This is a genomic window from Bilophila sp. (assembly GCF_057864385.1).
The window spans coordinates 33,548-60,092 of sequence record NZ_DBMAFI010000007.1 but is presented as its reverse complement, the minus strand read 5'-3'; the positions used below and the strand labels follow the sequence as shown (position 1 = coordinate 60,092).

The 26,545-nt window shown below is 54.5% G+C and carries 29 protein-coding genes; 21 read left to right on the top strand and 8 right to left on the bottom strand.

Features of this window, described 5'->3' with window-relative positions; all coding sequences use genetic code 11:
- Window positions 1-56 precede the first annotated feature (56 nt).
- The gene (locus ACZM8Y_RS03710) at window positions 57-479 is read right to left on the bottom strand and encodes a CBS domain-containing protein (RefSeq protein ID WP_482334027.1); all 423 of its coding nucleotides are present in this window, start codon (window positions 477-479) and stop codon (window positions 57-59) included.
- A 253-nt stretch (window positions 480-732) separates the two neighbouring features.
- Between ACZM8Y_RS03710 and ACZM8Y_RS03705 the strand changes: the two genes are divergently transcribed.
- The 11 genes from ACZM8Y_RS03705 to ACZM8Y_RS03655 all read left to right on the top strand — a co-directional run bounded on the left by ACZM8Y_RS03705 (window position 733) and on the right by ACZM8Y_RS03655 (window position 9,867).
- The gene (locus ACZM8Y_RS03705) at window positions 733-1,395 is read left to right on the top strand and encodes a protein-L-isoaspartate(D-aspartate) O-methyltransferase (protein WP_302554534.1); all 663 of its coding nucleotides are present in this window, start codon (window positions 733-735) and stop codon (window positions 1,393-1,395) included.
- Between the two features lie 73 nt (window positions 1,396-1,468).
- Window positions 1,469-2,323: an Mrp/NBP35 family ATP-binding protein gene (locus ACZM8Y_RS03700; protein WP_302554535.1), complete on the top strand. Its 855-nt coding sequence runs from the start codon at window positions 1,469-1,471 to the stop codon at window positions 2,321-2,323.
- 191 nt (window positions 2,324-2,514) lie between these two features.
- The gene (pgsA, locus tag ACZM8Y_RS03695) at window positions 2,515-3,069 is read left to right on the top strand and encodes a CDP-diacylglycerol--glycerol-3-phosphate 3-phosphatidyltransferase (RefSeq protein ID WP_302554536.1); all 555 of its coding nucleotides are present in this window, start codon (window positions 2,515-2,517) and stop codon (window positions 3,067-3,069) included.
- Window positions 3,066-3,428 carry an FtsB family cell division protein gene (locus ACZM8Y_RS03690; protein WP_482334024.1) on the top strand — a complete coding sequence of 121 codons (363 nt, stop codon included), beginning with the start codon at window positions 3,066-3,068 and terminating at the stop codon, window positions 3,426-3,428. The genes pgsA and ACZM8Y_RS03690 overlap by 4 nt, the downstream gene beginning before the upstream one ends.
- Window positions 3,412-4,440, top strand: coding sequence for a tetratricopeptide repeat protein (locus tag ACZM8Y_RS03685; protein ID WP_489501580.1), 1,029 nt, complete (start codon window positions 3,412-3,414; stop codon window positions 4,438-4,440). The genes ACZM8Y_RS03690 and ACZM8Y_RS03685 overlap by 17 nt, the downstream gene beginning before the upstream one ends.
- A 26-nt stretch (window positions 4,441-4,466) precedes the next feature.
- Window positions 4,467-5,417, top strand: coding sequence for a hypothetical protein (locus ACZM8Y_RS03680; protein ID WP_482334019.1), 951 nt, complete (start codon window positions 4,467-4,469; stop codon window positions 5,415-5,417).
- 91 nt (window positions 5,418-5,508) lie between these two features.
- Window positions 5,509-6,513 carry a class 1 fructose-bisphosphatase gene (gene fbp, locus ACZM8Y_RS03675; protein ID WP_302554603.1) on the top strand — a complete coding sequence of 335 codons (1,005 nt, stop codon included), beginning with the start codon at window positions 5,509-5,511 and terminating at the stop codon, window positions 6,511-6,513.
- 135 nt (window positions 6,514-6,648) lie between these two features.
- Window positions 6,649-7,737, top strand: coding sequence for a tRNA (adenosine(37)-N6)-threonylcarbamoyltransferase complex transferase subunit TsaD (gene tsaD / locus ACZM8Y_RS03670; protein ID WP_482334015.1), 1,089 nt, complete (start codon window positions 6,649-6,651; stop codon window positions 7,735-7,737).
- A 158-nt stretch (window positions 7,738-7,895) separates the two neighbouring features.
- Window positions 7,896-8,219, top strand: a complete 324-nt coding sequence (gene trxA, locus ACZM8Y_RS03665; protein ID WP_294624935.1) for a thioredoxin — start codon at window positions 7,896-7,898, stop codon at window positions 8,217-8,219.
- Entirely contained in the window at window positions 8,216-9,142 is a 927-nt protein-coding gene (locus tag ACZM8Y_RS03660) for an NAD(P)/FAD-dependent oxidoreductase (protein ID WP_302554605.1), read from the top strand. Before trxA ends, ACZM8Y_RS03660 begins: the two co-directional genes overlap by 4 nt.
- Before the next feature lie 2 nt (window positions 9,143-9,144).
- The gene (locus ACZM8Y_RS03655) at window positions 9,145-9,867 is read left to right on the top strand and encodes an outer membrane protein assembly factor BamD (RefSeq protein ID WP_302554606.1); all 723 of its coding nucleotides are present in this window, start codon (window positions 9,145-9,147) and stop codon (window positions 9,865-9,867) included.
- A gap of 373 nt (window positions 9,868-10,240) precedes the next feature.
- Here ACZM8Y_RS03655 and ACZM8Y_RS03650 read toward each other — a convergent pair whose 3' ends face one another.
- Window positions 10,241-10,669, bottom strand: coding sequence for an ACT domain-containing protein (locus tag ACZM8Y_RS03650; RefSeq protein ID WP_302554275.1), 429 nt, complete (start codon window positions 10,667-10,669; stop codon window positions 10,241-10,243).
- A 120-nt stretch (window positions 10,670-10,789) separates the two neighbouring features.
- Window positions 10,790-10,990: a twin-arginine translocase TatA/TatE family subunit gene (locus tag ACZM8Y_RS03645; protein WP_302554276.1), complete on the bottom strand. Its 201-nt coding sequence runs from the start codon at window positions 10,988-10,990 to the stop codon at window positions 10,790-10,792.
- 252 nt (window positions 10,991-11,242) lie between these two features.
- On the opposite strand from ACZM8Y_RS03645, the gene ACZM8Y_RS03640 reads away from it, so the two are divergent.
- From ACZM8Y_RS03640 to ilvC, 7 genes are all read left to right on the top strand, one after another.
- Complete coding sequence (locus ACZM8Y_RS03640) at window positions 11,243-12,139, top strand: hypothetical protein (protein ID WP_479859460.1); 897 nt, start codon at window positions 11,243-11,245, stop codon at window positions 12,137-12,139.
- A complete protein-coding gene (locus ACZM8Y_RS03635; protein WP_479859459.1) occupies window positions 12,136-12,825 on the top strand; it encodes an HAD family hydrolase in 690 nt (229 codons plus the stop codon). Before ACZM8Y_RS03640 ends, ACZM8Y_RS03635 begins: the two co-directional genes overlap by 4 nt.
- Before the next feature lie 35 nt (window positions 12,826-12,860).
- Window positions 12,861-13,160 (top strand): YggT family protein, encoded by a 300-nt coding sequence (locus ACZM8Y_RS03630; protein WP_302554279.1) that lies wholly within the window; start codon window positions 12,861-12,863, stop codon window positions 13,158-13,160.
- A gap of 177 nt (window positions 13,161-13,337) precedes the next feature.
- Entirely contained in the window at window positions 13,338-13,571 is a 234-nt protein-coding gene (locus tag ACZM8Y_RS03625; RefSeq protein WP_302554280.1) for an HP1242/YdcH family protein, read from the top strand.
- Entirely contained in the window at window positions 13,571-15,262 is a 1,692-nt protein-coding gene (gene ilvB, locus ACZM8Y_RS03620) for a biosynthetic-type acetolactate synthase large subunit (RefSeq protein ID WP_479859458.1), read from the top strand. The genes ACZM8Y_RS03625 and ilvB overlap by 1 nt, the downstream gene beginning before the upstream one ends.
- Window positions 15,263-15,305: 43 nt before the next feature.
- Window positions 15,306-15,797 (top strand): acetolactate synthase small subunit, encoded by a 492-nt coding sequence (ilvN, locus tag ACZM8Y_RS03615; protein WP_005026706.1) that lies wholly within the window; start codon window positions 15,306-15,308, stop codon window positions 15,795-15,797.
- A gap of 291 nt (window positions 15,798-16,088) precedes the next feature.
- Window positions 16,089-17,078 carry a ketol-acid reductoisomerase gene (gene ilvC, locus ACZM8Y_RS03610; protein WP_302554282.1) on the top strand — a complete coding sequence of 330 codons (990 nt, stop codon included), beginning with the start codon at window positions 16,089-16,091 and terminating at the stop codon, window positions 17,076-17,078.
- A gap of 873 nt (window positions 17,079-17,951) precedes the next feature.
- Here ilvC and ACZM8Y_RS03605 read toward each other — a convergent pair.
- From ACZM8Y_RS03605 to ACZM8Y_RS03585, 5 genes are all read right to left on the bottom strand, one after another.
- A complete protein-coding gene (locus tag ACZM8Y_RS03605) occupies window positions 17,952-18,257 on the bottom strand; it encodes a hypothetical protein (RefSeq protein WP_302554283.1) in 306 nt (101 codons plus the stop codon).
- Between the two features lie 601 nt (window positions 18,258-18,858).
- Window positions 18,859-20,244 (bottom strand): SLC13 family permease, encoded by a 1,386-nt coding sequence (locus ACZM8Y_RS03600; protein ID WP_482333051.1) that lies wholly within the window; start codon window positions 20,242-20,244, stop codon window positions 18,859-18,861.
- Window positions 20,245-20,401: 157 nt separating this feature from the next.
- Entirely contained in the window at window positions 20,402-22,078 is a 1,677-nt protein-coding gene (locus tag ACZM8Y_RS03595) for an FAD-dependent oxidoreductase (protein WP_482333053.1), read from the bottom strand.
- Window positions 22,079-22,114: 36 nt separating this feature from the next.
- Window positions 22,115-22,357, bottom strand: coding sequence for a 4Fe-4S dicluster domain-containing protein (locus ACZM8Y_RS03590; RefSeq protein ID WP_302552583.1), 243 nt, complete (start codon window positions 22,355-22,357; stop codon window positions 22,115-22,117).
- Between the two features lie 229 nt (window positions 22,358-22,586).
- Complete coding sequence (locus tag ACZM8Y_RS03585) at window positions 22,587-23,294, bottom strand: Crp/Fnr family transcriptional regulator (protein WP_302552584.1); 708 nt, start codon at window positions 23,292-23,294, stop codon at window positions 22,587-22,589.
- 479 nt (window positions 23,295-23,773) lie between these two features.
- On the opposite strand from ACZM8Y_RS03585, the gene ACZM8Y_RS03580 reads away from it, so the two are divergent.
- From ACZM8Y_RS03580 to ACZM8Y_RS03570, 3 genes are all read left to right on the top strand, one after another.
- Window positions 23,774-24,148, top strand: a complete 375-nt coding sequence (locus ACZM8Y_RS03580) for a YgiW/YdeI family stress tolerance OB fold protein (protein WP_302552585.1) — start codon at window positions 23,774-23,776, stop codon at window positions 24,146-24,148.
- A gap of 91 nt (window positions 24,149-24,239) precedes the next feature.
- A complete protein-coding gene (locus ACZM8Y_RS03575) occupies window positions 24,240-24,932 on the top strand; it encodes a response regulator transcription factor (RefSeq protein WP_482333059.1) in 693 nt (230 codons plus the stop codon).
- Between the two features lie 250 nt (window positions 24,933-25,182).
- On the top strand, window positions 25,183-26,307 hold the full coding sequence (locus ACZM8Y_RS03570) for a sensor histidine kinase (RefSeq protein ID WP_482333062.1): 1,125 nt from the start codon (window positions 25,183-25,185) through the stop codon (window positions 26,305-26,307).
- Window positions 26,308-26,545: the final 238 nt, after the last annotated feature.

Below are 26,545 nucleotides of genomic sequence, written 5' to 3'. Positions count from 1 at the left end.
TTCCTTAAAGCGCGCTCGGTGATGAAAGGGGCTCCAACGGGTTGACGAGTGGGAGATCAAGCGTCGTGCAGCAGCGCGATGGCCAGACGCAGGAAATCGGCTTCGGTAATGATGCCGACGAGTTTCCTGTCATCATCAAGGACCGGCAGACAGCCGTACTTGTTGCGGTACAGGATTTCCGCCGCTTCCCGGAGAAGGGTATCGGGCGAAACTGTTCTGACATCCGTTTGCATGATGTCGCCGACCAAAATGGCGGACTCGATTTCTGCTTGCTCTTCCTGATTGATTTCCGCAAGATGCGATACCGCATAACCGAGGAGATCCCGGTGTGTAAGCAGCCCGACGAAATGATCCCCGTCTTCGGTCACGGGAATGTGGCGGATCTTGGCAAGCTGCATGAGGGAGCGCACGTCTTGAAGGGTATCCGTGCGCCGAAGCGTAAACACTCTGTTCGTCATCAGGTCGCTGACATAAATCATATTTGTTCTCCATAAAAAGGTGCAGCATGGCTCGGTGGAGTGATGAGGATTCGTTAAGGCACGAATCAAGGGGCCATGCAAAAATACCTGTTTGAGGCGATGGCGGGAGCTTGCATTCTTGCGCAAGACGGTCATACTGTAAGAAAGCATTTTCGCACAGGGAAAGCGTCTAGGCAAGTGGCGGTCGACGCCTTCCGGTATGCTTTGGGAAGCCGCCCGGCGGATATTTGTAGTGTTTTTTACTGGAACATTCATGACAGAACTCGGACAGCAAAGGATTTTTCCCGATTTCAAACGCCAGCGCGCACGGATGGTCAAACTGCTTGAAGAGCGGGGCATCACGGATGAGGCTGTTCTTACAGCCATGCGGACGGTTCGGCGTCACCTTTTCGTCCCCGAAGCCCTTCAGGGGCGGGCTTATGAGGAGCACGCCCTGCCCATCGGGTTTGGGCAGACGATTTCGCAGCCCTATATCGTCGCGCTCATGTCGCAGTTGCTTGAGGCGAAGCCGGGAATGAAAGTGCTTGAAATCGGTACGGGATCCGGATATCAGGCGGCCGTACTGAGGGAAATGGGGCTCGAAGTGTTTACGATAGAGCGTGTGCGGGAGTTGTACGAAGCCGTAAGGGAGATTTTCCCGGAAGGAAGTTCGGGCATTCGTATGAAGCTCAGTGATGGAACTTTAGGCTGGCGTGTTCAGGCCCCTTTCGATCGTATCATTGTGACGGCGGGAGGCCCGAATCTGCCCCTGCCGCTTCTTGAGCAGTTAGCTGATCCCGGAATTATGGCTATCCCGGTGGGAAGGGCGCGCAGGGAGCAGAAGCTGCTCCGCGTATCCAAGCGCGACGGCAGGGTGACGGCAAGGGCTTTCGGCAATGTCGCCTTTGTTGATCTTGTCGGAGATCATGGTTGGTAAGGTTTCTTTTCCCTGTCTTTTGTGGCAAACCGGGACGGTCCTTTTGGGACTAACGCTTTTCAGGAGTCTTTTCATGTCGTCATGTTCCAATCAGGCCCCGCAGGGGCAGGCCACGATCCCCATGACCGCGGCTATGCAGAATAAAGTACTCTCCCAAAATCTGAAGGATGTGCGCCACAAGCTGTTCGTCATGAGCGGCAAGGGGGGCGTGGGCAAGAGTTCCGTAACGGTCAACCTTGCCACGGCCCTGGCCTCGCGCGGCTTTACGGTCGGTATCCTTGATGTGGATATTCACGGGCCGAGCGTGCCCCGTTTGCTGGGCGCTTCTGCGTCCGTCATGGCTGACGAAGACGGTAAAATGCTGCCTGTTCCCTGTGGTGAGCGCATGTCGCTTATTTCCATGGATTCTTTCCTGAAAGATAAGGATACGGCGATCCTCTGGCGCGGCCCCAAGAAGACGGGGGCCATCAGACAGTTTTTGACTGATGTGCGGTGGGGGGCTTTGGACTATCTGCTCATCGACTCCCCTCCCGGCACGGGCGACGAGCACTTGACCGTGCTGGATGCCATCCCCGATGCGGGGTGTATCGTTGTGACCACGCCGCAGGAGATTTCCCTTGCCGACGTCCGCAAGGCCCTTGATTTCCTCAAGCAGGTACAGGCCCCTATCCTCGGCATCGTCGAGAACATGAGCGGATTGAGCTGTCCGCATTGCGGGAAGGAAATCGATTTGTTCAAAAAGGGCGGCGGAGAGCAGCTTGCGAAACAATATGAGCTGCCGTTCCTTGGTGCCATTCCGCTGGATACCGCCACGGTCATCGCTGCGGATCGGGGCGTGCCGGTCGTTTCCTTGACGGAAAACTCCCCGGCGCGTCAGGGATTCATGGCCCTCGCGGACGCCGTTATCGCCGCGACCGAGGGTGAATAGGGATTTTCCGTCGAAATATGCTGTAAGGCGGATCTGGCCGCTCCGCAGGCTGATCCGCCTGTTTTTATATTGCCTTGAACATGGGATAGTTATCTGAAGCAAAGCCGCTGTGGTGGGGAATTCTGCTCTTTGCCTTTCACAATGGTTGTGCTATAGAGACCCAACAACTGTCGCCAAAAGCGGGTAATACTATGTTCAATTTGGCAAATCAGCTTACACTGGCCCGGATTTTTTTCGTCGTTCCTATCATTCTCCTGTTGTATTTTCCGGGGAAGATCACCTGCTTTCTCGCAGCGGTGCTTTTCGGGATTGCGTCGCTTACCGATTTCCTAGACGGGCATATTGCCCGTAAGGGGAATATGGTTACGAGCTTCGGGAAGTTTCTGGATCCCCTTGCCGACAAGTTGCTCATCTGCTCCATCCTGATCATGTTTGTGGAACTGGGATGGGTTCCGGCATGGGTGACCATCATCATCATCGGCCGGGAGCTTGCCGTGACCGGTTTGCGTGCAATGGCCATTGATGAGGGCGTCGTTATTGCCGCGGACAAATACGGCAAGGTCAAGACCGTCATGCAGATCATCGCCATCATTCCTCTCTTGCTCCATTATCCGCTTTTGGGCGTAAACGTGCATTTGATTGGAAATTTTCTGCTTTACATTGCCCTTGTGCTCACGATATTTTCCGGCCTGAATTACTTCTATAAGTTTTATGGCATCTGGCGGGAAAACGATCGGGCTGCATGATGAACGCACGAAGCACCGTAAATACATCTTCCAAGGCCACGCTTTGGAAAGTTTTTATTCTCATTCTGGCTATTATCGTCAATGTGGTTCTTGCCTCTCGCCTGCTGTGGGGGCACCAGAGCCTTGTTTCGTATAGGGAACTGGCTTCGCAATATGCGGAACTGCTCAAGGAGCGCGATGCCTTCGATGCCGTTAATGCGGGGCTAAGCAGGGAAATCCGCCTCCTGCAGTCTGACGAGAAGTATGTGGAAAAGATGATCCGGCAGCGGCTGAATTTCGTTCGCAGTAACGAAATTCTTTATCTTTTTACGGAAGATGCGAATGCGCGTGGAGCCCTGCCTCATGATGGAAAAAATTGAGTGGTATCAGGAAGTCCTTAAACTGGACCCTGATTCCAAAGTTTTTTTTCCGCTGGCGAAACTCCTGAGAGACTCGCAACAGCCGGACAAAGCCATAGAGGTATTGCGGGCAGGATTGCGGCATTCGTCCGTTTTTCTCGAAGCGCGCCTTTTGCTGATCCAGATTCTTTTTGAACAATCCCGTTCCGGCGAGTGTTCTGAGGAACTTTCCGCCGTAACGGGGTTGCTGGAAAACTATCCTGCTTTCTGGGAAGTGTGGGCTGAGTCCGTTTCGGAGAAGAACAGGGATTTGGCACTGGCTATTCGGTTGATGGCCTCGACGATACGCCACCCGGAACGCTCGCTGAGCCTGATTCTGGAGAGCGGCTTAGGCATATTGCAGGACGTCCGCCGCAGCTTCTCCTCTTCCCAGCCTCGTGAGGCTTCGGATTCCGATCCCACATGCGGCGTCTTTCCCGGAGAAAACCTCTGTACGGTTGCGCCCTCCGCTCAGGAGCGTTCTTCTTCTTCTTCTTCTTCTTCTTCTTCTTCTTTCCGCACGGCACCTGTAGAGGAGTCATCCCTCGCTGATGCGGAACTCCTTGAGAGCATGCTTGAGGAAAGTGCCCCCGTCAGGGAGCAGCCTCCACGCGCGACGCCTTTTTTGCCAAACAAAGCGAAACCGGATCATATGGTTCATGATGAGGATTCAGGCCATATGGCTGATGAGAATCCTGAAGAGCCGACACTGCGGACCCGCTCCATGGCAGATGTCCTTGCGGAACAGGGGGACATTGTCGGCGCTCTTGAAATCTATCAGGAGCTTGAAGCTGCCGCGCCTACACCGGAAGAAGCCAGAGAATTACATGATAGTGTCGTCGCATTGGCCTCCCGGATGGCTGGAAACAGTGGTGAACCCGGAGAGCAGACGGAAATGGGAGAACCTTCGTATGGCGACGTGGGAGGGCAGAACAAGTTGATGTCCCTTCTGGAGTCGTTAGCGGATCGCCTCGAAGCACGGGCGCGCGTATAGTACGCCTGTTTACATTGGAGAATGGTGTGTCTTTGCAGAGTTCTTTTATCACGACGGCCCTGATTGGCTCTTTGGTGTTTATCGGAGGCTGTTCCACGCTCGACAGCACATGGAAAAGCACCAAAGCTTTTTACGGTGAATACATCAATCCCCCCGCCCAGATTGACTATGAGGACAAGGGGGTATTGAATGATGCCGAAACGATGCTCGCCTCTCGCATGGTGGGTATAGACATCCAGCTTGAGCAGCTCGAGCGGTATCTTCAGAACTCGGACAGGCCGCCGACGGGTGAATCCGTGGAGATTCTCTTCCACCGCTTCCCGTGGCTTTCCGGCCTTGCGGCGGTAGACGCCGGCGGCACCGTTCTCGCACAGGAGCCTCCGGCGGCCATGAAAGAGCTTGATTTTGCGAAGATGCTGGAGCAAAAAGCCAGAGGCAACGAGCTGCGGGGCCTTCGCGGTTTGGTTGAGGATACGCCGCTTGGGCCAGAAGTGTTGATCAGTATTCCCATTTACTCCGGTTCGGAAATGTTGGGATTGCTCGTGGCTCATTTTGACATGCGTTCGCTCCTCACTTATACCAGCGGCGCAGAGGATCTTGTTGTGCTGGCGCCACAGGGGGTTTTGTGGCCGGGCCGTTTTGCGGTTGACGCCACGCCGTTGACGGGGCAGGACTGGAACGAACTCACAAAAGATTCCACACATGGTATGGTATCCAACAAGACCGGATCGTTCATCTGGATGGTACGTTTCCTTGGGACGCAGCCGATTGTGTTTGCGACGCCTTCGGAAGGGCATTTCCCCGAACAGCCCGGACAGTTGGATGCGCTGTCCCACCCGGCGGCCTTCAGCTCTCAGGGCATGCTGGCTCCGGTCACGGAGTCCTCTGTCATCGAAGGCGGAGAGAGCAGCATCCTGACAGCGCCGCTCCCCCCCATTAAGGGGTTGGGAATGGAGGAATCGGCCATTACAGATTGATCAAGGTGCTGCATGCCCGTTTTCGATGGCTATTCAAAGGCGATTTCTTGATTCACTTTCAGATCGTTCACAGGACCCATAAGGAGGGCTCATGTCTTCTGAAATCACCGTCACCGAACATTTGCTTCTGCAGCAGCAGAGGGCTCCGCAGGCGACGGGCCACTTTACTGCGTTGTTTCATGATCTTGTTCTTTCGGCCAAAATCATAGCCCGCAGCGTAAATAAGGCTGGTCTGCTTGATGTTCTTGGCGGCACCGGGGATATCAACGTTCAGGGTGAGAATGTCCAGAAGCTTGATGATTTTGCCAACAGGGTTCTTCTGTACCGGATGGAGCGTTCCGGTGTGCTGTGCGCCATCGCTTCCGAAGAGAACGCGGAATTGGTGCGCGTTTCCGCGGCATTCCCCCGTGGGGATTACATGCTGATCTTTGACCCGCTGGATGGCTCCTCCAACATCGACGTGAACATCAACGTCGGGACCATTTTTTCCATCCTGCGCCGCAAGCCCGGACGCACCGGTGAAGTGCAGCTTGATGAAATCCTCCAGCCCGGTTCCGAGCAGGTAGCCGCCGGTTACTTCCTCTACGGCACTTCGACCATGTTGGTGTACACGACTGGTCAGGGGGTACACGGGTTCACGCTTGATCCGAGCGTGGGGGAATTCCTGTTGTCCCATCCCGATATCCGTATCCCTGAGGCCGGAAGCATCTATTCGGTCAATGAGGGCAACTGGAACCACTGGGATGATAAGGCACGTGCCGCGATCGACTACTTCAAGCATCCTGACGATCCGAATGCGGCCCCCTGTTCCGCACGGTACGTCGGTTCGCTGGTTGCCGACTTCCACCGGACGCTCCTGTACGGCGGCATCTACATGTACCCGCCGGACAGCCGCAAGGGAAAAAGCCGTGGGAAGCTGCGGTACTTGTGTGAAGCCTCTCCGTTGGCTTTTGTTGCGGAGAATGCCGGCGGTGCCGCAAGCGACGGTTATAACCGCATTCTGGACATTACGCCGACCACGCTGCATGAACGGGTGCCCCTGTTTATCGGTTCCCGCAAGGATGTCGAAGCGGTCAATGCTATTTACAAGAAGTAATCCGCGCATGGCCGGATACGGTCCGGCAGCGTGATGGACGGACGATCGACCTCAGGGCATGTTCGCATGCCGAGAATGGGTCGATCGTTCGTTTATCAGGGATATTGTTTTTTCTATTGAACACGATGGGTTGTCATGCTTTGCCTTGGTATCGAAACATCTTGTGACGAAACGGCGCTGGCACTGGTCAGGGACGGGAAGTGTGTGGAATCCGTGCTTGCCACGCAGATGGATGTGCACGCCCTGTTTGGGGGGGTCGTCCCGGAGATCGCCTCCCGGGAGCATTACCGTTTTTTGGGCGCATTATATGACGAATTGATGCGCCGCACGGGATTGACCCTCGCAGATGTGGATGTGGTGGCGGTGACCCGTGGCCCCGGGCTCCTTGGGGCCTTGCTTGTCGGTGTGGCCTTTGCAAAAGGGCTTTCTTTGGCGGGCAACAAGCCGCTTATTGCCGTCAACCATTTGCATGCGCACTTGTTGGCCGTGGGCCTTGAACATGAGTTGCAGTATCCGCTGCTCGGACTGCTCGTTTCCGGCGGGCATACCCATATTTACAGAATAGACGCCCCGGAGTCGCTGGAACTGCTTGGGCGTACGCTCGATGACGCTGCCGGGGAAGCCTGCGACAAGTTCGCGAAGATGCTGGGGCTGCCATATCCCGGCGGAGTGTTGCTGGATCGCCTCGCCCAAAAGGGGACTGCCGATGCGCGCCTATTCCCGCGTCCATATGCTCATGTGGATAATTTGGATTTCAGCTTCAGCGGATTGAAGACGGCCGCACTGACATATCTCAACGAACACCCCGCGCTTGTGGAGGAGGGCAGACGTATCCGCGAAGCCGGTACCGACTCGGCTTCCCCCGCCCTGTGTGATGTCTGCGCATCCTATATGTTGGCTGTGGCTGAAACGCTGAGCCTTAAGATGGAGAAGGCGTTTTACCGTGAGCGGCAAAAAGGGATCGCCGGAATCGTCGTCGCTGGCGGTGTGGCCGCCAATACGCAGGTTCGGGCCGCAATGCATGCGCTTGCCAGGAAAGTGGGCAAGCCGCTTTTGTTGCCATCAAGATTTCTGTGTACCGATAACGCCGTCATGATCGCACATGCGGGAGAATTGCTGGCCTGTAAGGGGTACGGGCAGGGATTGGCGTTCCCCGCAATTCCTCGTGGGCAAAAACTCCCTGATGATTTTGGGGAGTTGCGTGTCCCTCTACTTCCTTTTTAAACAGCTTGGGCCGTTTTTCTCAAAGAGTGAATCTTTTCCGCAGCATCTTGACACCCTGAGATCTCGCACCTACAATTGCTACGTTGGAGGCACTGCATTTTCTCGTAAAAAGTGCACCAGTTTGTTTCTTAACAAGCAACTTTCGTAAGGAGTCGGTAATGGCTACCCAAGTGAATGATTCCAACTTTGATGCCGTTGTGTTGCAGTCCCAGCTTCCTGTCTTGGTTGACTTTTGGGCCCCTTGGTGCGGCCCTTGCCGTGCCATCGGCCCCATCATTGATGAGCTCGCCAATGAGTACGAAGGCAAGCTGTCCGTGGTCAAGCTGAATGTGGATGAAAGCCCCTCTACCCCCGGCAAGTATGGGATTCGCGCCATTCCTACCCTTATTCTTTTCAAGAACGGTGAAGTCGTTGAGCAGGTTACCGGTGCCGTATCCAAGTCCAGCATCACGACTATGATCGAACAAAAGGCTTTGGCATGAAGCATTACGACGCCATTGTCGTAGGCGGCGGCCCCGCTGGGATCACTGCCGCCCTTTATCTCTGCCGTTCCGGACTTTCCGTAGCTCAGATCGAAATGCTTGCTCCCGGGGGGCAAATCCTCAAGACGGAAAGCATTGAGAACTATCCCGGATTCCCAAAAGGGATTAAGGGATGGGAGATGGCGGATGCGTTCGCTGCGCATCTGGATGGCTACGAACTGGATCGGTATAATGATGCGGTTCTCAAGATGGAGCAGGTTCCCGGCGGCTGGTTGTTCAGCATAGGGAAAGAAACCATCGTAGGGAAAGCGGTCGTTGTTTGCTCTGGTGCCAATCCCCGTCCTCTGGGTGTGCCGCGTGAAACGGAACTCACGGGACGGGGGGTTTCGTATTGTGCCTTATGTGACGGCAATTTTTTCCGCGATCAGGTCGTTGCCGTGGTTGGCGGAGGGAACTCAGCGCTGGAAGAGGCGTTGTACCTTTCTAGGATTGCCAGCAAGCTGTATTTGATCCATCGGCGGGAAGGTTTCCGCGCCGCCAAGGTTTATCAGGATAAAATCCGCGCCGCTTCGGACAAGATTGAACTGGTGTTGGATACTGTGGTAACCGGTTTGATAGGAGAAGGCTCGTTGCAGGGGCTTCAACTGAAAAATGTCAAGACCGGTGAAGAAACACAGCTTCCTGTGGATGGGATGTTCGTCTTTGTGGGCTATGAGCCTCAAAACAGCTTCCTGCCCGCCGGTCTCGAATTGGATCCGCAGGGGTTCATCATTACGGATTGCGAGATGCGGACGAATTTGCCGGGACTCTTTGCGGCGGGGGATATCCGTTCCAAGATGTGCCGTCAGGTGACGACCGCCGTCGGGGATGGGGCTACAGCCGCTACGGCTGCCTTTACGTATCTTGAACAACTGGACGCCTAAGCATGTATTTTCGCCATCTAGTGCTGGCCGCATGTCTCTTGCTTCTTTCTGGGTGTGGCATCATTGACTATTTCTTCCTGCCTCCGCCAGAAGATACGGCTCAGGAGCTTTATGAAGGCGCCAACGACGCCATGCAAGAGAAGAATTACTCACAGGCTGCTCAGTACTATACGAAGCTCAAGGATAACTTCCCGTTCAGCCCTTATACGGTTGAGGCGGAATTGTCGCTTGGTGACGCTTTATTCCTTGACGAAAAATACCCTGAGGCAGCCGAAGCTTATAAAGAGTTTGAATCGCTTCACCCTCGCCATGAGGCTATTCCCTACGTTTTGTATCAGGTAGGGATGTCTAATCTGAAGAGTTTTATTTCCGTAGATCGGCCCACGACGTCGACGCAGGAGGCTTTGGAGTTCTTCGGACGGTTGAGGGAGACCTACCCGGATACTGAATACGCTCAGAAAGCTGTCGAGGAAATGAAAAATTGCCGTCGGCTCCTTGCTGAACATGAGCTGTACTTGGGCGATGTATTCTGGAACATGAACAACTATGGCCCGGCTTGGCGGCGCTATACGTACATTGTGGATAATTTCCCCGATGTGCCGGAAGTCAGTACTCATGCGAAGGAAAAGGCCCTGTCTGCGTACTATAGGTACCGTGAGCAGCAGTCACAGAAAGCCCGTGAGCAGATCCAGGGGTCGTGGAAGCGTTGGTTTGATTGGCTTTAGCCGCTCTTTGAGCTGAAAGAAAAACGCCGTCGGGAGATTTCCGGCGGCGTCTTTCTTTCGTGTAGGTGGAAGAGAGCCCTCAATCCCATCCACAGTGAGTCAGCTTTTTTCTATGAAGGAGGACATACTCACCTGCGGGCTGTGCCATAGGAAACGGTTGATGCTTTATTTCTTGAAATTCCAAAGGAATAACCAATAAAGTGCGCCCATCATGGAGTCCGTCAGCGGAAAAATTGGAGAAAAAGTCTCTGTTTTCAGCATTATACTGAAATAAAACAGCAATATGCTATGACGGAACCTTTTCTGTTTGATCGCGAGAAGGGATAAAAAAAGTCCCCACCTTGGGAGTGGGGACTTTTTGGGAACCTGTTCACTAACCGTTGATGCGGTCAGCGGGGATGATAGGGATGTTTTTGGCCTTCAGCACTTCGATGGCCTGATCAATCCGATCGAAGCGGAAAATCATGGTAGCACTGCCGCCGCCTTCCTGCACGAACGCATACATGTATTCCACATTGACGTTTTGGCCGGACAAGGCTTCAAGGATGTTGTTCAGCCCACCGGGCTGATCGTCTACTTCGACTGCAACGACAGCGGTACGCCCAACGGTGAATCCCGCTTCCTTCATGATGTTGATGGCTTTTTCCGTATCATTCACAATGAGACGGAGAATACCGAAATCGGACGTATCGGCCAGAGAGAGGGCTCGGATATTGATTCCCGCTTCCGCCAGCGTTTTGGTTACCTGCGCCAACCGACCGGCTTTGTTTTCAAGAAAAATGGAAAGTTGTTCGACTTTCATGGTGGCCTTCCTTATATGCCTTGCGTTGCTGCCAACCTCCGTTGAAGGAGTGGAATTATTCTGACAGATATTACCCAAAAACGCCAGTAAGGATTGACCCTGAACTGAAATCGGGGCGGACTATGCGGAATGGGTTGTATCGTCTTTTTTCTTTTCGTCTTTTGGGGTGATATCTATTTCGTCGGGTTCCGAGCTGGCCCGCTTGAAATTACGGATGGCTTTACCGAGCCCGCCGCCGATTTCGGGGAGTTTTTTGGAACCGAAGATAAGCACTACTATAACGAGAATTACAAGCAATTCTTGCATGCCGATACCGTACATAAAGGCCTCCGTTTTTATAGGACAGAGATATACCGATGGATCCCGGGCAGGTCAAGCAAAGGGCGTTGCATCCTTCTGTCCATCAGGGTACACAACAAAATGCCGTGGCGGGATGGGGGCCTTGACGAGGCCGGAAGGCCAAATCCGCACTGCTGGGCGGATCACGGGAATCAATGCTGGCACAGTACGCCTGTGAGGTTTAGAGGTCAAGATGCAGGGCGGCTGCAAGAGAATTGTTACAAAGGATGTATCATGCAAAAAGAATCGAATGATTCTATTGTATATGTTCCGACGATGCACCGGGAATTCTTCCCTGAGGGATTTTCGGGGAGTGTTCGACCTCTTTGGCCGGGGCTTTCGAGCCGCTATTGGGGGCAACGAGCCCCTGATGTATGGCATAAGATTTTTTTGCCTTATACGCCTACGGAGGCGGCAGCTTGCCTTGCGGAACTGGCGCAGCTTGATGAGGCGGGTATTGCTGCCCTTTCGGATACGGCGGCATCTTTCCCATCCGCGGCTCAGAAGGTTTCACAGGAGCGGGAGGATTTGAAGCGCTTCGCTGAAACAGGCGAATGCCGAGAGGCCGGAAAAGATACGGTGTTAACGGAAGATATGCGTCGCTGGGCGCAGCGTTTTCTCTTGCTGGGCTGGCTTCAGGAAGAACGGGTTCTGGATATGGAGCAGCTCTCGGCGCGTTATCGTGCGGGGGCGGAGAAATTGGCAGCGCATCTGGGGGGACGTGGTACAGAGACGGAGCCTTCCGATGAAGATGTGGACATGCTTTCCGGCCTGCTTGGTATGATGCGGGATCTGGTTCCTGATGATCCGGCCACACTGTTGCCTTCATGGCGTTTTATATTGGATTTGTTTGCAATTTTATTGCCGGAAGGAACGATGGTCTGTACGGCGGATCAGCGGATGGCAAAAGCGTTTGCGGAAGCCGGCATATGTCAGGACCCCGTATCGCCGTCACTCTTGGCCCGATTGCCTGAAGGCTGGCATGCCCCGGCGGGCTATGCCGTGACCTATGGCGAGGAGCCGATGTGGAAGCTGATCGGAAAAAAAGCGCCGCAATCGGATAGGCCATGGCTTGACAGACGGCAACTCGTGATTCTTTGTACAGCAGACGATGTGTTGGAGCAGGCATGATGCAATCCTCGGTGACGACATTGGCTTCTCTGCTTGAGAGGACATTTCCCGCAGGGCTTTCCGGCCTTATTTTCGACTGTGACGGCGTCATGGTCGATTCCCGGGATGTAAATATCGGTTATTATAATCTGTTATTGAGGGAAGTCGGCAAGCCTTCCATTACGCCGGAACAGGCAGGATATGTTCAAATGTCCACGGCGCAGGAGGCGCTTGAGTATATTTTTTCGCCGGAGGAACTAAAGCTCCTGCCAGCTATTGCGGAGCGTTACCCGTATAGGGATGTAGCGTTGCCGCAGTTGGAGCTTGAGCCGGGGCTGGAGGAGATGTTGCATTGGTTGCGTGGGCGGGGCGTCCGGCTCGGAATCCATACGAATCGTGGAGGTGGCATGTGGGACTTGTTGGCCCGCTTCAACCTGCGCGAGATGTTCGATCCGGTCATGACCGCCGAGATTGTTCCTTCAAAGCCCGATCCTGCCGGGGTTCACCGTATCCTTGAAGCATGGCAGTGTGGCCCTGAAGTGGTAGGGTTTATCGGCGATAGCGCTACGGATGCCGCTGCGGCACAAGGCGGCGGAGTTCCCCTGTTGGCATACAACAGCCCGGATTTGCCCGCGGCCGTGCATATCGACAATTTTGCGCATCTGCGCAGTGCGCTGGAGCGGCTTCCTCTGCTGGACCGCATTTGACAACGTCCATCCACGTATCTTTAATAGGAGGTAGCATGTTTGTGCTTGGCAATATCATCTTCGCCATCGCGCGGGTTATGGATACGCTTTTAACCTTGTATTTCTGGGTTGTTATCATTTCCGCCCTGCTAACTTGGGTTCGTCCTGATCCGTACAATCCCGTGGTTCGTACGCTGAATGCCTTAACCGAGCCCGTCCTGTACAGGATCCGCAAATGGCTTCCCTTTACCTATATCAGCGGGTTGGACTTGTCCCCCATCGTGGTGCTTATCGCCATCCAGTTGGTGCAGTCCATCGTGGTCCGTTCCCTGTTCCAGTATGCGGCCATGCTGTAACCTGTGAAAATAGAAAGAAGGGGCGGCCGCCAGCAAAGGAAGAAAGCGCCTTTCTGGGAGTCAGCCATGAATTGGCATTCCCTTTCCTCGTTTTTTGGGCTATGCATTTAAGGAACGGTAACGCACAGCGTCGCGTTCCAGTGTCGTTTTCAAACCTCTATTATTGGAGAAAGTCTTATGGAACAGCGTGAGCTTCTTCTTCTGGAAAAGTACGCCGCCGTCAATCCTGAACTGAAAGAACTCTGGGAAGACCATATTCTTTATGAAAAGCAGGTAGAAAAGCTCGAAGCCAAGGTCTATCGCACGCCTACGGAAGAACAGACGTTAAAGCAGTTGAAGAAACAGAAGCTTGAAGGGAAGACGCGCCTGCACGCCATCCTCGACGGCTATAACGAACAGGAAGGCAACTAATGTTGTGCACCGGGGCTAGGATCCTTTTGGAAAGTCTGAAGCGTGAAGGTGTTGACCTTTTCTTCGGCTATCCCGGCGGGGCTGTCATTGATATTTATGATGAGCTGTCCAACCACCCGGATCTACGCCATATTCTCGTGCGGCATGAGCAGGGTGCTGTCCATGCCGCCGACGGCTATGCGCGGGCTTGCGGAAAGGTTGGGGTTTGTCTCGCTACGTCCGGCCCCGGTGCGACCAATACTGTGACGGGGATTGCGACGGCCTACAGCGATTCCATCCCCATGGTTATTTTTACGGGGCAAGTATCCACGCCGCTTATCGGAAATGATGCGTTTCAGGAAGTGGATATTGTAGGGATCACCCGACCCTGCACGAAACACAATTTTTTGGTCAAAGACGTCAAAGACTTGGCCGAAACTGTCAGGAAGGCTTTCTATCTGGCGCGCTCCGGGCGTCCCGGCCCTGTGCTTGTCGACATTCCTAAGAACATCCAGCAGGCAAGCTGTGAATTCGTTTGGCCGGAAGATGTGGTGATGCGGTCGTACTGTCCCACGTTCCGGGCCAACCTGAACCAGCTCCGGCGGGCAATGGATGTCCTCGTTACGTCCAGAAAACCGCTCATTGTGGCTGGTGGTGGTGTGATTATGGCCAATGCGGCAGAGGAACTCTGTACGCTGGCTCATCTCATGCACGCTCCGGTTTGCTCCACGCTGATGGGCTTGGGGGCTTTCCCCGGCGATGATCCGCTGTGGATAGGCATGCTCGGCATGCACGGAACTTTTGCGGCAAACCGTGCCGTGACTCAGGCCGACGTCATTTTGGCTGTTGGAGCCCGTTTTGATGACCGCGTTACGGGTAAATTGTCCCAGTTTGCTCCCAACGCGCGAATCGTGCACATCGACATCGACCCGACGACATTGCGTAAGAACGTCCGGGTGGAAGTGCCGGTTGTGAGCGACGCGCTCAGCGCCTTGCAGGGGTTGCGTTCCATTCTGGAATCCGGTCATGCCCAGAAGGACTGGGCAGGGGATCATGCGGACTGGATGGGGCAGGTGCTGGAATGGCAGAAGGAGCATCCGCTTTCATGGGCCAAGGGCGATGTGTTGAAGCCGCAGCAGGTCGTCGAACGCATGTACGAGATCACGAAGGGCGAAGCCATCATCACCACGGAAGTGGGGCAGAACCAGATGTGGGCGGCCCAATTCTATAAGTACCATAAGCCGCGGACGTATTTGACCTCAGGTGGCCTCGGCACGATGGGGTATGGGCTTCCCGCCGCAATCGGGGCTCAGCTGGCTTTTCCGGATCGCCTTGTTGTCGATGTCGCGGGAGACGGCTCCATCCAGATGAACATTCAGGAGCTGATGACGGCTGTCGAAAATGGGCTTCCCGTCAAGATCCTCATTCTGAACAATCGGCATCTCGGCATGGTTCGCCAGTGGCAGGAACTTTTTTATGATGCCAACTACGTCGCCACGGACATGAAGGGGCAGCCCGATTTCGTGAAGCTGGCGGACGCATATGGCGCGGAAGGTTATCGCATTACGACGGAAGAAGAGCTTGAGGAGCTGTTGCCCAAGGCTCTGGCTTCACCGAGGACCGCTGTTATTGACGTGCTGGTGGATAGGGAAGAGAATGTTTCTCCCATCGTACCGGCCGGGGCCTCGCTGGACGAAATGTTGATCGTATAGGTGTTGCCCTCTTGGGTGAACTTTAACAGCTCTTGGAGGAAGAATGCGGCGCGTTTTGTCTGTACTTGTTGAGAATGAACCGGGCGTCCTCTCTCGCGTGGCGGGATTGTTCAGCGGTCGCGGTTTCAACATTGAGTCGCTCAATGTGGCCCCCACCCTTGAGGATGGGGTTTCTCTCATGACCATCACCACCAGCGGCGACGAGCAGATCATCGAACAAATCGTCAAGCAGTTGCGCAAGCTGGTGACCGTCGTCAAGGTCGTCGACTTTTACGGTATGGCCTATGTTGAAAGGGAAATGATGGTCATCAAGGTTCACGCGGAAGAATCCAAGCGCGGCGAGGTGCTCCGCATAGCGGACATTTTCCGCTGCAAGGTCGTGGACGTGAGCCTTACCGACCTGACGTTGGAAGCAACGGGCGATCACTCCAAGTTGCAGGCGATTATTCAGTTGCTGCAGAAGTTCGGCATTAAGGAGCTTGCCCGTACGGGAACGCTCGCTGTCCGGCGTACGATGCAGAGCGACGATATCTAAACGATTTTGTAAGTGGCTCGTGGAAATTTTCGCGGGCCGCTTTTTTAGCGTTTATCTTTTGAATTGCTGTTTCTGGCTTCAAAAACAGCCGTAGTGGATTGGATTTCCCCCTTTTCCGTATAGCATCCGTTATGTTTTTATGGAGAGGGGGATATTGCCAGCTTCTGTGCTCTTGTGTATTTTGAGTTTTCGAGCAATCCGCTTTTAGGCGCATGCCCGCAGGTGATTCTGGGACGGTCCGCGTTGGGCCGTGTTTTCGGAATGTTTGGAGTTACCAGTTAAGGAGAGAACATGAAAGCCTTCTATGAACAGGACGCGAACCTGGATTTTCTCAAAAACAAGACCATTGCCGTCATCGGTTACGGCAGCCAGGGCCATGCGCATGCCCAGAATCTGCGTGATTCCGGCCTAAACGTGATTGTTGGTCAGCGTCCCGGTGGTGCCAACTACGCTCTTGCCAAGGAGCACGGTTTTGCCCCCATGTCCGCCGCGGAAGCTGCCGCTGCCGCTGATGTGATCATGATCCTGTTGCCCGACCAGCATCAGGCCCGCGTGTACCGCGAAGACATCGCTCCGAACCTGAAGCCCGGCAAGTCTCTGGTGTTCGCTCACGGCTTCAATATTCATTTCTGCCAGATCGAGCCTCCGAAAGATGTGGATGTGTTCATGGTGGCTCCCAAGGGCCCCGGCCATCTGGTTCGCCGCACCTTCACGGAAGGCGGCGGGGTTCCCTGCGTGTTTGCCGTCTATCAGGATGCCACCGGCGAAGCCACCCAGAAGGCGTTGGCCTATGCCAAGGGCATTGGCGGGACGCGTTCCGGCGTGATCGAAACTACCTTCAAGGAAGAAACCGAAACCGACCTCTTCGGCGAACAGGCCGTCCTGTGCGGTGGTGTGACCGAACTGATCAAGGCCGGCTTCGAAACGCTGGTTGCTGCCGGTTATCAGCCCGAAATCGCTTATTTTGAATGCTGCCACGAGATGAAGCTTATTGTTGATCTCATCTATGAAGGCGGCTTCGGCAAGATGCGTTACTCCATCAGCGACACCGCCGAATTCGGTGACTACCGTACCGGCCGCCGCATTATCACCGATGAAACCCGCAAGGCCATGAAGCAGGTTCTGAGCGAAATCCAAGACGGTACGTTCGCTCGTGACTTCATCCTTGAATGTGGCTGCGGCTACCCGAGCTTTAAGGCGAAGCGCCGTATCGAAAACGATCACCAGATCGAACAGGTGGGCAGCAAGCTGCGTGCCCTCATGCCTTGGCTGAAGAAGTAAGTTCTGAAGCGGCTGTTTGATAAAAAATCCCCCAAGCGTCTGTTTGGGGGATTTTTTCTATGGCTCTATTATAATCGTATGTGGTTGTTTCATCTCCACAGTGCGGTGAAAAATACAGCCTTTTTTCCAGTTTTCTCCTTGGCGGGCTCCACGGCTAAGGCATTTTTTCGGTTATCCCTTTGGAGCTTCAAGAAAAAAGCATCAACCATTTTCTATAACACAGCCTTTTCTATTCGACGGATCAGGGCTTTTTGGGCACTTCGTTCTTGTGTTCCGAAAACCATTTGCACTTATGGATGCACCACCACGGAGTTACGATGAACCGGCCATCGGCCTTTGTTTTCCTGTCTGGGTGGGCGCCACTTGTTGCACAGTCCAGAGAGCACAGCATTAGGGCTTGGCATCGTTCTCCGTGAGGACAGCGGTGTAGTTCTTCCTCTTCGGGCATGGGCAAGGGCATTTGTCTATCTCCTCGTTGGCGGTATCGAAAAGGAAACGGGCCGATACCGTATCTTGGCGTAAGATAGCGGAGAGCCGGGAAGAGGGCAAGATCGCAGGCATGACGAGGCATTCGCTTTTACAATGAAAGTTGTGTTTCAACTATCTGAAATTCAAAATGAATTTTTTAGAAAGTCATCGAAAAAGGTGAATGTCTCGGCATGGCTGCATATTCTTATTGCTTTGTCCGTGGGCTGGGGAAGCACAGGGATTCGCTTCTGACCGGAGGCGTTTGGGGAGTCGGCTCAGGGAGGAGAGCATGCTGAAGGTGGAGCTCCATAAATGGAGTGAACCGGCGCGAGTATCAAGCAGAGTCCGCCTTGGCGGATAAAATGAAAGGGCCGGAAATGTTTCCGGCCTTTTCTATGGATAGAGTTATGAAGCGCAAAAGCGCCCGTTTTTGACAAAGGAGGAGAGTGACCGTTCCGAGAATATCCGGTATCCCTCTACGTGGTCAGCTTCAATGTGGACGCTGCCGAGCTGATCCAACATATGCTTCTTGATGCAGAACGTAAAACCGGAAACTTCCATGGTTACATCGTCGTCTTCAGGTTCGTCCAGAATCAATTCCAACGTCGGGCTGTGGCAGCAACTACATCCGGGTTCAATGCGGAACGTACGTTCGGTACGCCCTCTTAGGCGTTTCAATTCGTCAAGTACTGCTTCGGATAACGTGATCATATTCGCCTCATTTTATGATGTCCCGTGGGAGAAAAGCTACACGGCATGTATCTTTCATCCTCTAGAGCCGCGTTGTCCTCTTCTAGGGCAACCATTTGGAAATTTCATGACGGTTTTCCAATAGTTCCGCGTCGTGTCGGTTGCACCTGTTTGTGGAGACAATATGGTTTGGGTTAAAGGCGGTGCTTTCCATTCCCATGAAGGGGCTGAGGCTTTGCCAGACCCGACGCAGACAGGAAAGCGCATTCCATGCACCTTGCGGGGAGTCGTCAGGTAAAAGGCTGAATATTCATGGGATATAAAAGGTAAAGGTCAATAAAGGGGAGCTATGATGCTCATAAGATCCAAGCCGCTTGAAGCCGCATTGAGAATAGGTTTTCGTAATTTTTCTCATAGAGGGTACGAGACGAAAACAGGCGTGTCAATAATGCGTTGTAAGAACGATCAGCCAAAGGCGAAAAGTATGAAAGATGGGTAAGCTATCGTACAGCATAGACAGAAATGTTGCCCCGGAAATCTATCTGGGGCAACACTTCGGGTGGCTGGAAATGGAAAGGTGAACGGGAGAACCAGCAGGGGGCTCCCGCCATTTTTGAGCGTGCTACATTAGGCCGATACCCTTCCAATAGGGTACGGCAAGCACGACGACAAAGATTCCTACGATGAGCATACGGATCGCCAAGGCGGTTGCGATGTGGCGGAGCAGGACCTTTTCAGTGATGAAAATATAGAGGAAGTAGACGGCTTCATACGGGAAGATGTATTGGTCTAAGCCAAAATTGAATGCGTAGAACAGCGGGAGCGGGTTTACGTTCATGGCCGTCCCCAGCTCTCCGAAGGCGGGCGTAAACGCGGCCGTCGCTGCAAGCGGGGTCAGCAGGAAGTTGATGACGACCCCGGCGATATAGGCGCATACGACGGACATGGTTTCGCCCCATCCCTGAAGCAGGGGCACGATGCTCGCCACGGCCCACTTGTTCGCGCCGACACTGCCGCCGACAAAGCCGATAGCCATACAGCCCGTGATGAACACGAGGAATACGATATTCAGGTTGCTGAAACTCTCGCGGTCAAGGACATTGATGCCGGGCAGGTAGCTCAGGAGTGCCAGCACGCAACAGACGTATACGGGATCAATATGAGTCAGGGGCTCCAGCATGAAGCCGAGGATGATGCCGAGGACGAGAATAAGCAGCTTGATCTCACGAGGTTGGATGGGGTCCATTTCACGGCGGCTTTGCTCGATGAACGTGGAGAAGTATGCCCCGGAAACAAGCGTTTCGCGCCCCTTCACGATGTAGACCGTTGCCATGGACAAAGCGTAGTATATCAAATTGATGAATGTTGCCTGATAGACATAATCCCAAAAGTTGACGGTCTTGTCCGTCCCCTTGAGCATCATCCCGAAGGCCCAGATGAAGGACTCCGAAGAGTGCAGGAACATGAACTGCGGGGCCGCCGCCGCAAAGAAAGCCATCATGACGATGGTGGACGACATACGGGACTTGGCATCAAGCTGGAGCGCCTGAATAATGCCTACGGCGATGGCACAGAAGATGACTACGCGGGCGAGGATCGAGGGCAGGATGACGACGAGCACGAGCCCGGCGAGGAAGAATCCCGCCACAAGACCGTTGAAGGAGCCGCCGGTCAGCTTGAGGCATTGCAAGGCCAGCCGCTTGGCCAGCCCCGTCTTTTCCATGCCTTCGCCAATGATGACCGCCGCGAAGCTCAGCCACGGGAGCACGGTAGCCCACGGCCCGAATACGACTTCGGCATCCGCTACGCCGCAAAGGATATAGGCGAACGTGAGCATCGCCGCCACGCCGATGGCGGGGAATACATTGAGCGCCCACGCTATGATGGCGGCGCTGGTAATCCCCATGTATAGTGGGAAATGCGGCGAAACCTCTTGTGGAGAAAGGAAATAGATGCCGCAAGGGATAAGCAGGGTCATGGTCCACTTGAGAGCCTGAACGGGATTCATAACGACCTCTGTTGGTATGAGGGAAGGATGGCCTGACCAGACAGGGAATGTATGGGCGTTTACCGGTATGCTTCGGAATTCTGGCGGAATTTTGGAAAGCAATTGGGAAGGGCGGCCGTATGGCGGAGCCGGGGAGGTTGTTTCCCCGGCGTATCGCCTATTTCAGGCGGTCGCGCCATGCCGTGCGGGGCGTACCGTCTTCCTGCCAGACGCGGAGGAACTTGTCGCGGAGCAAGGGGTTCGTGAAGGTGAAATCGGCCCGTAAATGACGTCCCCGGCTTTCTTTGCGCTCACGTGCCGCAATCATGAGCGCTTCGCCGAGATCGAGCAGATTGAGCACTTCCGCAGCGCGCATCAGTTCGTGGGAGTCGGATGCCGACATTTCCTTGTTGATTTTTTTCCGCAGGTCACCGAGATACTTGATGCCTGCCGTCAACAGCGTATCGGAGCGCAGACGGTGCGGGCCGCAGTCCGCATATTCGGTCATGATCTGCTGGAGAGCAAAGTTCGCTTCCTGCCATGACGCGCCGCCGCTGCGTTCATACAGGCCGCTGAAAAAAGCCATGCGTTCCTGGCAGAAAGGCGTCCCGTCCACATCAGCGGGCTGCCCAAGCGTTTTGTAGTCCCCCGCGTGATGCCCAGCGATCCAGCCGTAGACCGCCGCAGCGCCGATGTCGCCGCTGATGTTGCCCATCATGTCGCCCGCCGCGAACAGGCCGCGGATATTGCTCTCGCCGTTGATGTCGATTTCGATGCCGTTGGTACAGAGGTTGGCTTCGTACTGTCCGAATTCCACGGCATGTTTGCCGGGATCGATGCCTTCCTTGTCCATATAGTCGAGCAGCGCGGTGAGCCCTTCGCACCGCATGGCCCAGCGCATATGCTCAAGGTCTTCCGGGCTCGCGCCGGAACAGTCCATATAGGCGGGGCCCGTGCCGTTGAGCTTCAGATCGGTAAAGGCGGACGCCCAGATGTCGCTGGTCATGTCGCCGGTTTCCACATTGGGTTTGGTGATGAACGGGCCGATGGGCTTGCCGTTGGGGTAGCGGTAGACGCCGATCCATGTGGCCTTGCCGCAGCGGGCGAGGAACCGGGGCCCGGCATGGCGGTAAGTCTTTTCCATGTTGACGAGATGGGCCCCCAAGCGCCACGCCTGCGCGATGGAGTCGCCGGTCCCGGAAGGGCACATGTTCGTGTTGAACATCTGGCTCGGCGTGGGATCGGTCGTGAACAGGCGGCTGACGTATCCTGTGGCGACCACTACCGCTTTGGCCTTTACGATGCGGTAGGCCGGCTCGTCGGAGGAAATGTCGAGGGCCAGAGCTCCGGTGACTCCGTCCGCATCACGGAACAGTTCCAGTACCGGCGAGTGGTTGACGATATGGACGCCTCGTTTCTTGGTCTGTTCCGTGAGCACCTTTTTTTGATTGTGGCCGTCATACTTGAGGAAGATTTTCGGACGCCCCGGATAGGCATGGCCTTCAAAGTGGAAATCCCCGGTGGGCTTCATGTTGATGCCCCAGTCGTTCCACATGTTGACGATGGTGGGGCTGGTTTCCAGAAAGCGCATGACAAGCGGCGTGTCGTTGCTGGTGGCGTTTTGGCTGTCCATGAATTCCTCATAGACCACATCGATGGAGCCATGCTTCTCCGGGATATAGCAGAGAAAATGGTCGTTGCCCGTGGCCCCCGCCCCGCTGCGTTTCGTATTGGCTTTGTCCAATAGGGTCACGCTCGCGCCTTTATCCGCCGCCGCAATAGCGGCCATAAGCCCGGCAATGCCGCCGCCGACAATAAGAACGTCCGATTCCAGCTTTTCTTTGATGGGGATCATGATGGTACCTCCGAAGGATAAAAGGATACTGCTGCGTTATTCTTTGGGTTTGAGGGAATCAGAATCCACATAGAGCAGCATATGCGTTAGCGGAAGCCGGAGCTCAATCGCCTTGGCCCGGCAATCAAGAACACAGGCGTTACAGTGCCAGCATTCATAAGGGCGGCGCACTTCAGGAATTTTGTCCTTCTTGGGCTGGTGGCGAAAAACCTGGAGAGGGCACACGTCCGCACACACGCCGCAACCAATGCATTTGTTCCTGTCGATGACTGGGGGCATATTCGTTTCCTCCTGAGCAAACAGTGTTTTCCGAAGCCGGGGCATCATGAGATACCTTTACGTGTTCCTTCTTTCACAATATGGGCGGATATGGCTATCGCATATGCGACAAAACGCAAAAAAAGCCCGTCATGAAGAATGACGAGCTTTTTTATTTTTTATATTATATTGAAATAATTTTATTAAAATAAGAATAAACTAAATAAATATTTTTTCACAAATAACGGTTTTACAGGTGCGCCATATGGCGCAGCCGTTCCATATCAATGATTTCCACATGGCGGCAGGTAAAGCAGGCAATGATGGCTTCCTGTTTTAGGTACTGGATTGCTCGTGCCAGCGTAGCGCGATGGACGCCGAATACGGAAGCGAGCTGTTCCTGCGTCATGCCGAGGGGGAAGTTGTCAGACCCCCGCTCAAGGCTGAGAGAAATGAGAAAGCGGCTGAAACGGATGACGAAATCATCCATAAGCATGTCAGTGAGGTAAGTGTGGTAGGTGAGGACTAGTGTGCCGAGCAGCTCGATGACGGAAAGCATGAGGTTGGGATACTGGGCGGCAAAAGAGGGATCGTGCAGCACTTTTCCCGGAATTTGCCAGATCACGGCGTCGGTCATACACTGGTACTGGCCGGATGCCTCACGCCGGGTGGCTGCGGGGGCGAGGTTGAAGATGCTTCCCGCTTCAAAGGAAACGACCGAGCGCACCCTGCCGTCGATCGTGTCGAAAACTACATGGACTTTCCCTTCCTCGATGTAGAAGAGATCAAAGCAGGTTTCGCCCTCAACTTTGACGATGCTTCCGGCGGAGTGGTGGAGTTTGGTGCCAAGATGCAGTATTTCGTGCCATGCCGTAGTTATATTTCCGATCTTTGGAACAGCGAAGGGGGCGAACAGAGGCTGCTTACCGGATGAAACAGGGCTATCGTGCTTGGTCATGGCTGCACCTCCAGAGTATAAAGTGTGCAATAGTATCGGGTGGAAAACAAGGGGTTGCCTTCAACGGGGCCGGAGTCCCTCAGGGGATACCGCTGATGGCTGGTAGCGCGCCGGGGCCGCAAAAAATACATTTGGGCCATTCCGTTTTTTATTGCGAATGGCTGTGCCGTAGAAAAGGGTTGTTGTTTTTTCCTTGAAGTTCCAAAGGAATAATCAACAAAGCGCCTAGCCGCGGATTCCGGCAAGGGAAAACTGGACAAAAGGGCTGCATTTTCAGCATACTGTGGAGATGAAACAATCACATGCTATGACAGAGCCTTACGAATACATTGGTAAGAAAGGACACTTCATGGTGGTGGGGATGCAAAGGGTAAGGGAGGCCGATTGAGGGAATTTTTTCGTTCTTAACATTCTCTTCACACCCGGTATAGCATGATGGCCACATCAATGAATGAGAACCCCAATAAAGGAGTGTCCGTATGCGTTACATCATGGTTTTGCTGCTTTCTTTGGCTTTGGCTGTTCCCGCTTTTGCGGGTTTTGAGGGGCCTAATGCCAGTACTGGCGGGTTTGCCGGTCCCGGCCCTCAGACCATTACGAAAGCGGCGCAGGTACAAAATGCTCTTGATGATACCACCTGCACGCTGGAAGGCAACATTCTGGAACGTCTCAGCAAAAATAAGTATGTATTCCAAGATGGTTCTGGACAGGTAACGGTAGAAATCGGCCAGCGGATCTTTGGTTCCAATAGGGTAACGCCGGAGACGCGGGTGAGGCTGACGGGCGAGGTGGATCACAAGAAGCAGGGGCGCGCCAATGAAGTGGACGTACGGTACCTTGAAATCGTGAAGTAGTTCGTTTGGGAGGCGGGCACGGAAATCCTCTGTGCTCGCCTTTTATTTATGGGCATTGCCGGAAAGCTGTTTGAGGGAAGTGGAGGGGCGTATGGAAGCAGGTCGGATACGTGCACTGATTATTGAAGACAACCAAGATATTACCGCAAATTTATACGCATTCCTTGAGCCTCTCGGCTATGAGCTCGATTGTTCCGCCAATGGCCATATCGGATTGGAAATGGCGGTAGCGGGTACCTTTGACGTCATCGTCTTGGACATCATGCTTCCGGGGATGGATGGGTTGGCGGTATGCCGAGCGTTACGGGAAGACCATACCGATCCGACCCCTATCCTTATGCTGACGGCCCGTGATACAGTTGCGGATCGCGTGACGGGCCTTGATTGCGGAGCTGATGACTATCTGGTCAAGCCGTTTTCGATGAAAGAGTTGGACGCCCGGCTGCGTGCGCTGGTGCGCCGTGCGCAGGGGCGGCAAACCCGCAGCGTTTTACGCTGGGAAGATATTGAGCTCGATCCCGCGGCCCACAGCGCAACCCGGAGCGGGGTTCCCCTGCGCTTGAGCCCCACGGGGTTCGTCATTTTGGAGACATTGTTGCGGGCCGCTCCAACCGTCGTCCCCAGAGCGGAACTTGAACAAGCCATCTGGGGGGATTCTCCGCCGGACAGCGATGCCTTACGTACCCATATCCATGAATTGCGGCAAAAGCTGGATAAACCGTTTACCTGTCCGCTCCTTAAGACTATCCCTCATGTAGGCTATACATTGGTTCGGCATGAATAAAATCCCTTTGCTTCTTACTGGGTTCCGTTCCGGCTGCGGCGCCTTGCGGCGGGCAATAGCCTTTTCCCGTCCGCTGACGGCGTTGCGCGATCGGGCGGTGCGGCGTGTCAGGGCTCGGTCACTCAGCAGGCGTATCGCGGAAGCGTTCCTCATCTTGACTTTGGTAACCGGAGGTATATTCAGCCTAACCGCCTATCTTTCATATGATTATGCGATTACCCATGTCATTCGCTGGCATATGGAACCGATCATGCGTCTGCTCATAGCCGCAGAGGAAGGGGATGCGCTCCGCAAGGGGGAAAGGCTTTCCGTAGACAGTAAGGTGCTCGCAAAGGAGCTGAAGGTAAGATGGTACGTCGGGGAAGCTATTCCTGATGATTTGCGTCCGGAGCGTTCCAAAGTGCGTGAGCTTGTGCGCATCAAGCGGGATCGCTATGCCATGACATTCAGGAACAAAGAGGGGCAAGAATACGCCATTGTCGGCAAGATCAAGGATCTTGACGATCTGGAAGAAGTGATGGCCGACATTGCGCTGGCATGTGTCGTGGGGAGCCTGATCGGTGCAGGGTTGCTGGCCTACTGGTTGAGCCGTCGGCTGGTTTCACCGCTTGTCGAGCTGACCGGCAGGGTCAACCGGGGCGAAGCACTGGATGACACGCCGTTGTGTTGTCGGGATGATGAGGTCGGAGATCTGGCGCGGGCGTTCGCAGGAAGGGAGCAGGCCTTAAGGGAGTTTTTAAACCGGGAACAGCTATTTACTGGGGACGTCAGCCATGAGTTGCGCACTCCGCTGACCGTATTGCAGGGCGGGGTGGAGATTTTGGAAAGCCGCTTGAGCGGAGATGGCAAACTGCTTCCGATTGTGGTCAGAATGCAGCGCACAGTCGAGTCCATGACGGCGATGGTTGGTACAATGCTGCTTCTCGCGCGTAAACCGGAGCAGTTGGAGTTCCGGCCTTTCGATCTTTGTGCGCTGGCAAGGCAGGAAGAGGCGGAGATTCGGGAACGATTGCGTGGGAGGCCTGTCACCTTTTCCAGTCTGTTGCCCGATCGTCTGACGGTTTTGGGAAGCCCTGAGCTGGCTGCTATGGTTTTGCACAATCTGCTCGACAACGCATGTCGCTATACCGAACAGGGCCGCATTCTGTTGGAGTTGTGCACGGAGGAAATGCTTCTGACGGATACCGCCCCCGTCATCGATCCTGATGTGCGCGCACGCATGTTTGAACGGGGCGTGCGCGGAACCAGCAAAAGCCCCGGCAGCGGGCTGGGGCTCTCGCTTGTGCTACGGGGCTGTGAACGTTTGGGCTGGAAAGTGATGCATGAGCACTGGGAAGGCGGAAACCGTTTTCGTGTGCGCTTCTCTCAAGGGTAGGATACTGCCGGATACCGGGATCGGCATTGTAAGGAGATATGCGCCGCGGGAGCGTTTCGATGGTTGGCTGGGCCGGGAGAAGGTGTTCGCCTACGGCGGCTGTGGATGGCAGGGGCACTATTGCCGTGTGGGTAATGGAAAGGACGGGAGAATTCCCGTCCTTTGCCTGAGCCATGCCTCCCAAAAAGGGGGCGGCTAAAGGGTACAACCGTTTCTTGGAGTACTCCAAGAGTGGAGA

Bases quoted from the DNA above. Each gene is read 5' to 3' on its own strand.
- ACZM8Y_RS03645 (WP_302554276.1), bottom strand. From the start codon at position 10,990: ATGTACGGTATCGGCATGCAAGAATTGCTTGTAATTCTCGTTATAGTA.
- ACZM8Y_RS03635 (WP_479859459.1), top strand. From the start codon at position 12,136: ATGATGCAATCCTCGGTGACGACATTGGCTTCTCTGCTTGAGAGGACA.
- ilvC (WP_302554282.1), top strand. From the start codon at position 16,089: ATGAAAGCCTTCTATGAACAGGACGCGAACCTGGATTTTCTCAAAAAC.
- trxA (WP_294624935.1), top strand. From the start codon at position 7,896: ATGGCTACCCAAGTGAATGATTCCAACTTTGATGCCGTTGTGTTGCAG.
- ACZM8Y_RS03575 (WP_482333059.1), top strand. From the start codon at position 24,240: ATGGAAGCAGGTCGGATACGTGCACTGATTATTGAAGACAACCAAGAT.
- ilvB (WP_479859458.1), top strand. From the start codon at position 13,571: ATGTTGTGCACCGGGGCTAGGATCCTTTTGGAAAGTCTGAAGCGTGAA.
- ACZM8Y_RS03655 (WP_302554606.1), top strand. From the start codon at position 9,145: ATGTATTTTCGCCATCTAGTGCTGGCCGCATGTCTCTTGCTTCTTTCT.
- ACZM8Y_RS03570 (WP_482333062.1), top strand. From the start codon at position 25,183: ATGCGTCTGCTCATAGCCGCAGAGGAAGGGGATGCGCTCCGCAAGGGG.
- pgsA (WP_302554536.1), top strand. From the start codon at position 2,515: ATGTTCAATTTGGCAAATCAGCTTACACTGGCCCGGATTTTTTTCGTC.
- ACZM8Y_RS03580 (WP_302552585.1), top strand. From the start codon at position 23,774: ATGCGTTACATCATGGTTTTGCTGCTTTCTTTGGCTTTGGCTGTTCCC.
- ACZM8Y_RS03705 (WP_302554534.1), top strand. From the start codon at position 733: ATGACAGAACTCGGACAGCAAAGGATTTTTCCCGATTTCAAACGCCAG.
- ACZM8Y_RS03595 (WP_482333053.1), bottom strand. From the start codon at position 22,078: ATGATCCCCATCAAAGAAAAGCTGGAATCGGACGTTCTTATTGTCGGC.
- ACZM8Y_RS03700 (WP_302554535.1), top strand. From the start codon at position 1,469: ATGTCGTCATGTTCCAATCAGGCCCCGCAGGGGCAGGCCACGATCCCC.
- ACZM8Y_RS03660 (WP_302554605.1), top strand. From the start codon at position 8,216: ATGAAGCATTACGACGCCATTGTCGTAGGCGGCGGCCCCGCTGGGATC.
- fbp (WP_302554603.1), top strand. From the start codon at position 5,509: ATGTCTTCTGAAATCACCGTCACCGAACATTTGCTTCTGCAGCAGCAG.
- ACZM8Y_RS03605 (WP_302554283.1), bottom strand. From the start codon at position 18,257: ATGATCACGTTATCCGAAGCAGTACTTGACGAATTGAAACGCCTAAGA.
- ACZM8Y_RS03640 (WP_479859460.1), top strand. From the start codon at position 11,243: ATGCAAAAAGAATCGAATGATTCTATTGTATATGTTCCGACGATGCAC.
- ACZM8Y_RS03630 (WP_302554279.1), top strand. From the start codon at position 12,861: ATGTTTGTGCTTGGCAATATCATCTTCGCCATCGCGCGGGTTATGGAT.
- ACZM8Y_RS03710 (WP_482334027.1), bottom strand. From the start codon at position 479: ATGATTTATGTCAGCGACCTGATGACGAACAGAGTGTTTACGCTTCGG.
- ACZM8Y_RS03650 (WP_302554275.1), bottom strand. From the start codon at position 10,669: ATGAAAGTCGAACAACTTTCCATTTTTCTTGAAAACAAAGCCGGTCGG.
- ilvN (WP_005026706.1), top strand. From the start codon at position 15,306: ATGCGGCGCGTTTTGTCTGTACTTGTTGAGAATGAACCGGGCGTCCTC.
- ACZM8Y_RS03600 (WP_482333051.1), bottom strand. From the start codon at position 20,244: ATGAATCCCGTTCAGGCTCTCAAGTGGACCATGACCCTGCTTATCCCT.
- ACZM8Y_RS03585 (WP_302552584.1), bottom strand. From the start codon at position 23,294: ATGACCAAGCACGATAGCCCTGTTTCATCCGGTAAGCAGCCTCTGTTC.
- ACZM8Y_RS03685 (WP_489501580.1), top strand. From the start codon at position 3,412: ATGATGGAAAAAATTGAGTGGTATCAGGAAGTCCTTAAACTGGACCCT.
- ACZM8Y_RS03625 (WP_302554280.1), top strand. From the start codon at position 13,338: ATGGAACAGCGTGAGCTTCTTCTTCTGGAAAAGTACGCCGCCGTCAAT.
- tsaD (WP_482334015.1), top strand. From the start codon at position 6,649: ATGCTTTGCCTTGGTATCGAAACATCTTGTGACGAAACGGCGCTGGCA.
- ACZM8Y_RS03590 (WP_302552583.1), bottom strand. From the start codon at position 22,357: ATGCCCCCAGTCATCGACAGGAACAAATGCATTGGTTGCGGCGTGTGT.
- ACZM8Y_RS03690 (WP_482334024.1), top strand. From the start codon at position 3,066: ATGATGAACGCACGAAGCACCGTAAATACATCTTCCAAGGCCACGCTT.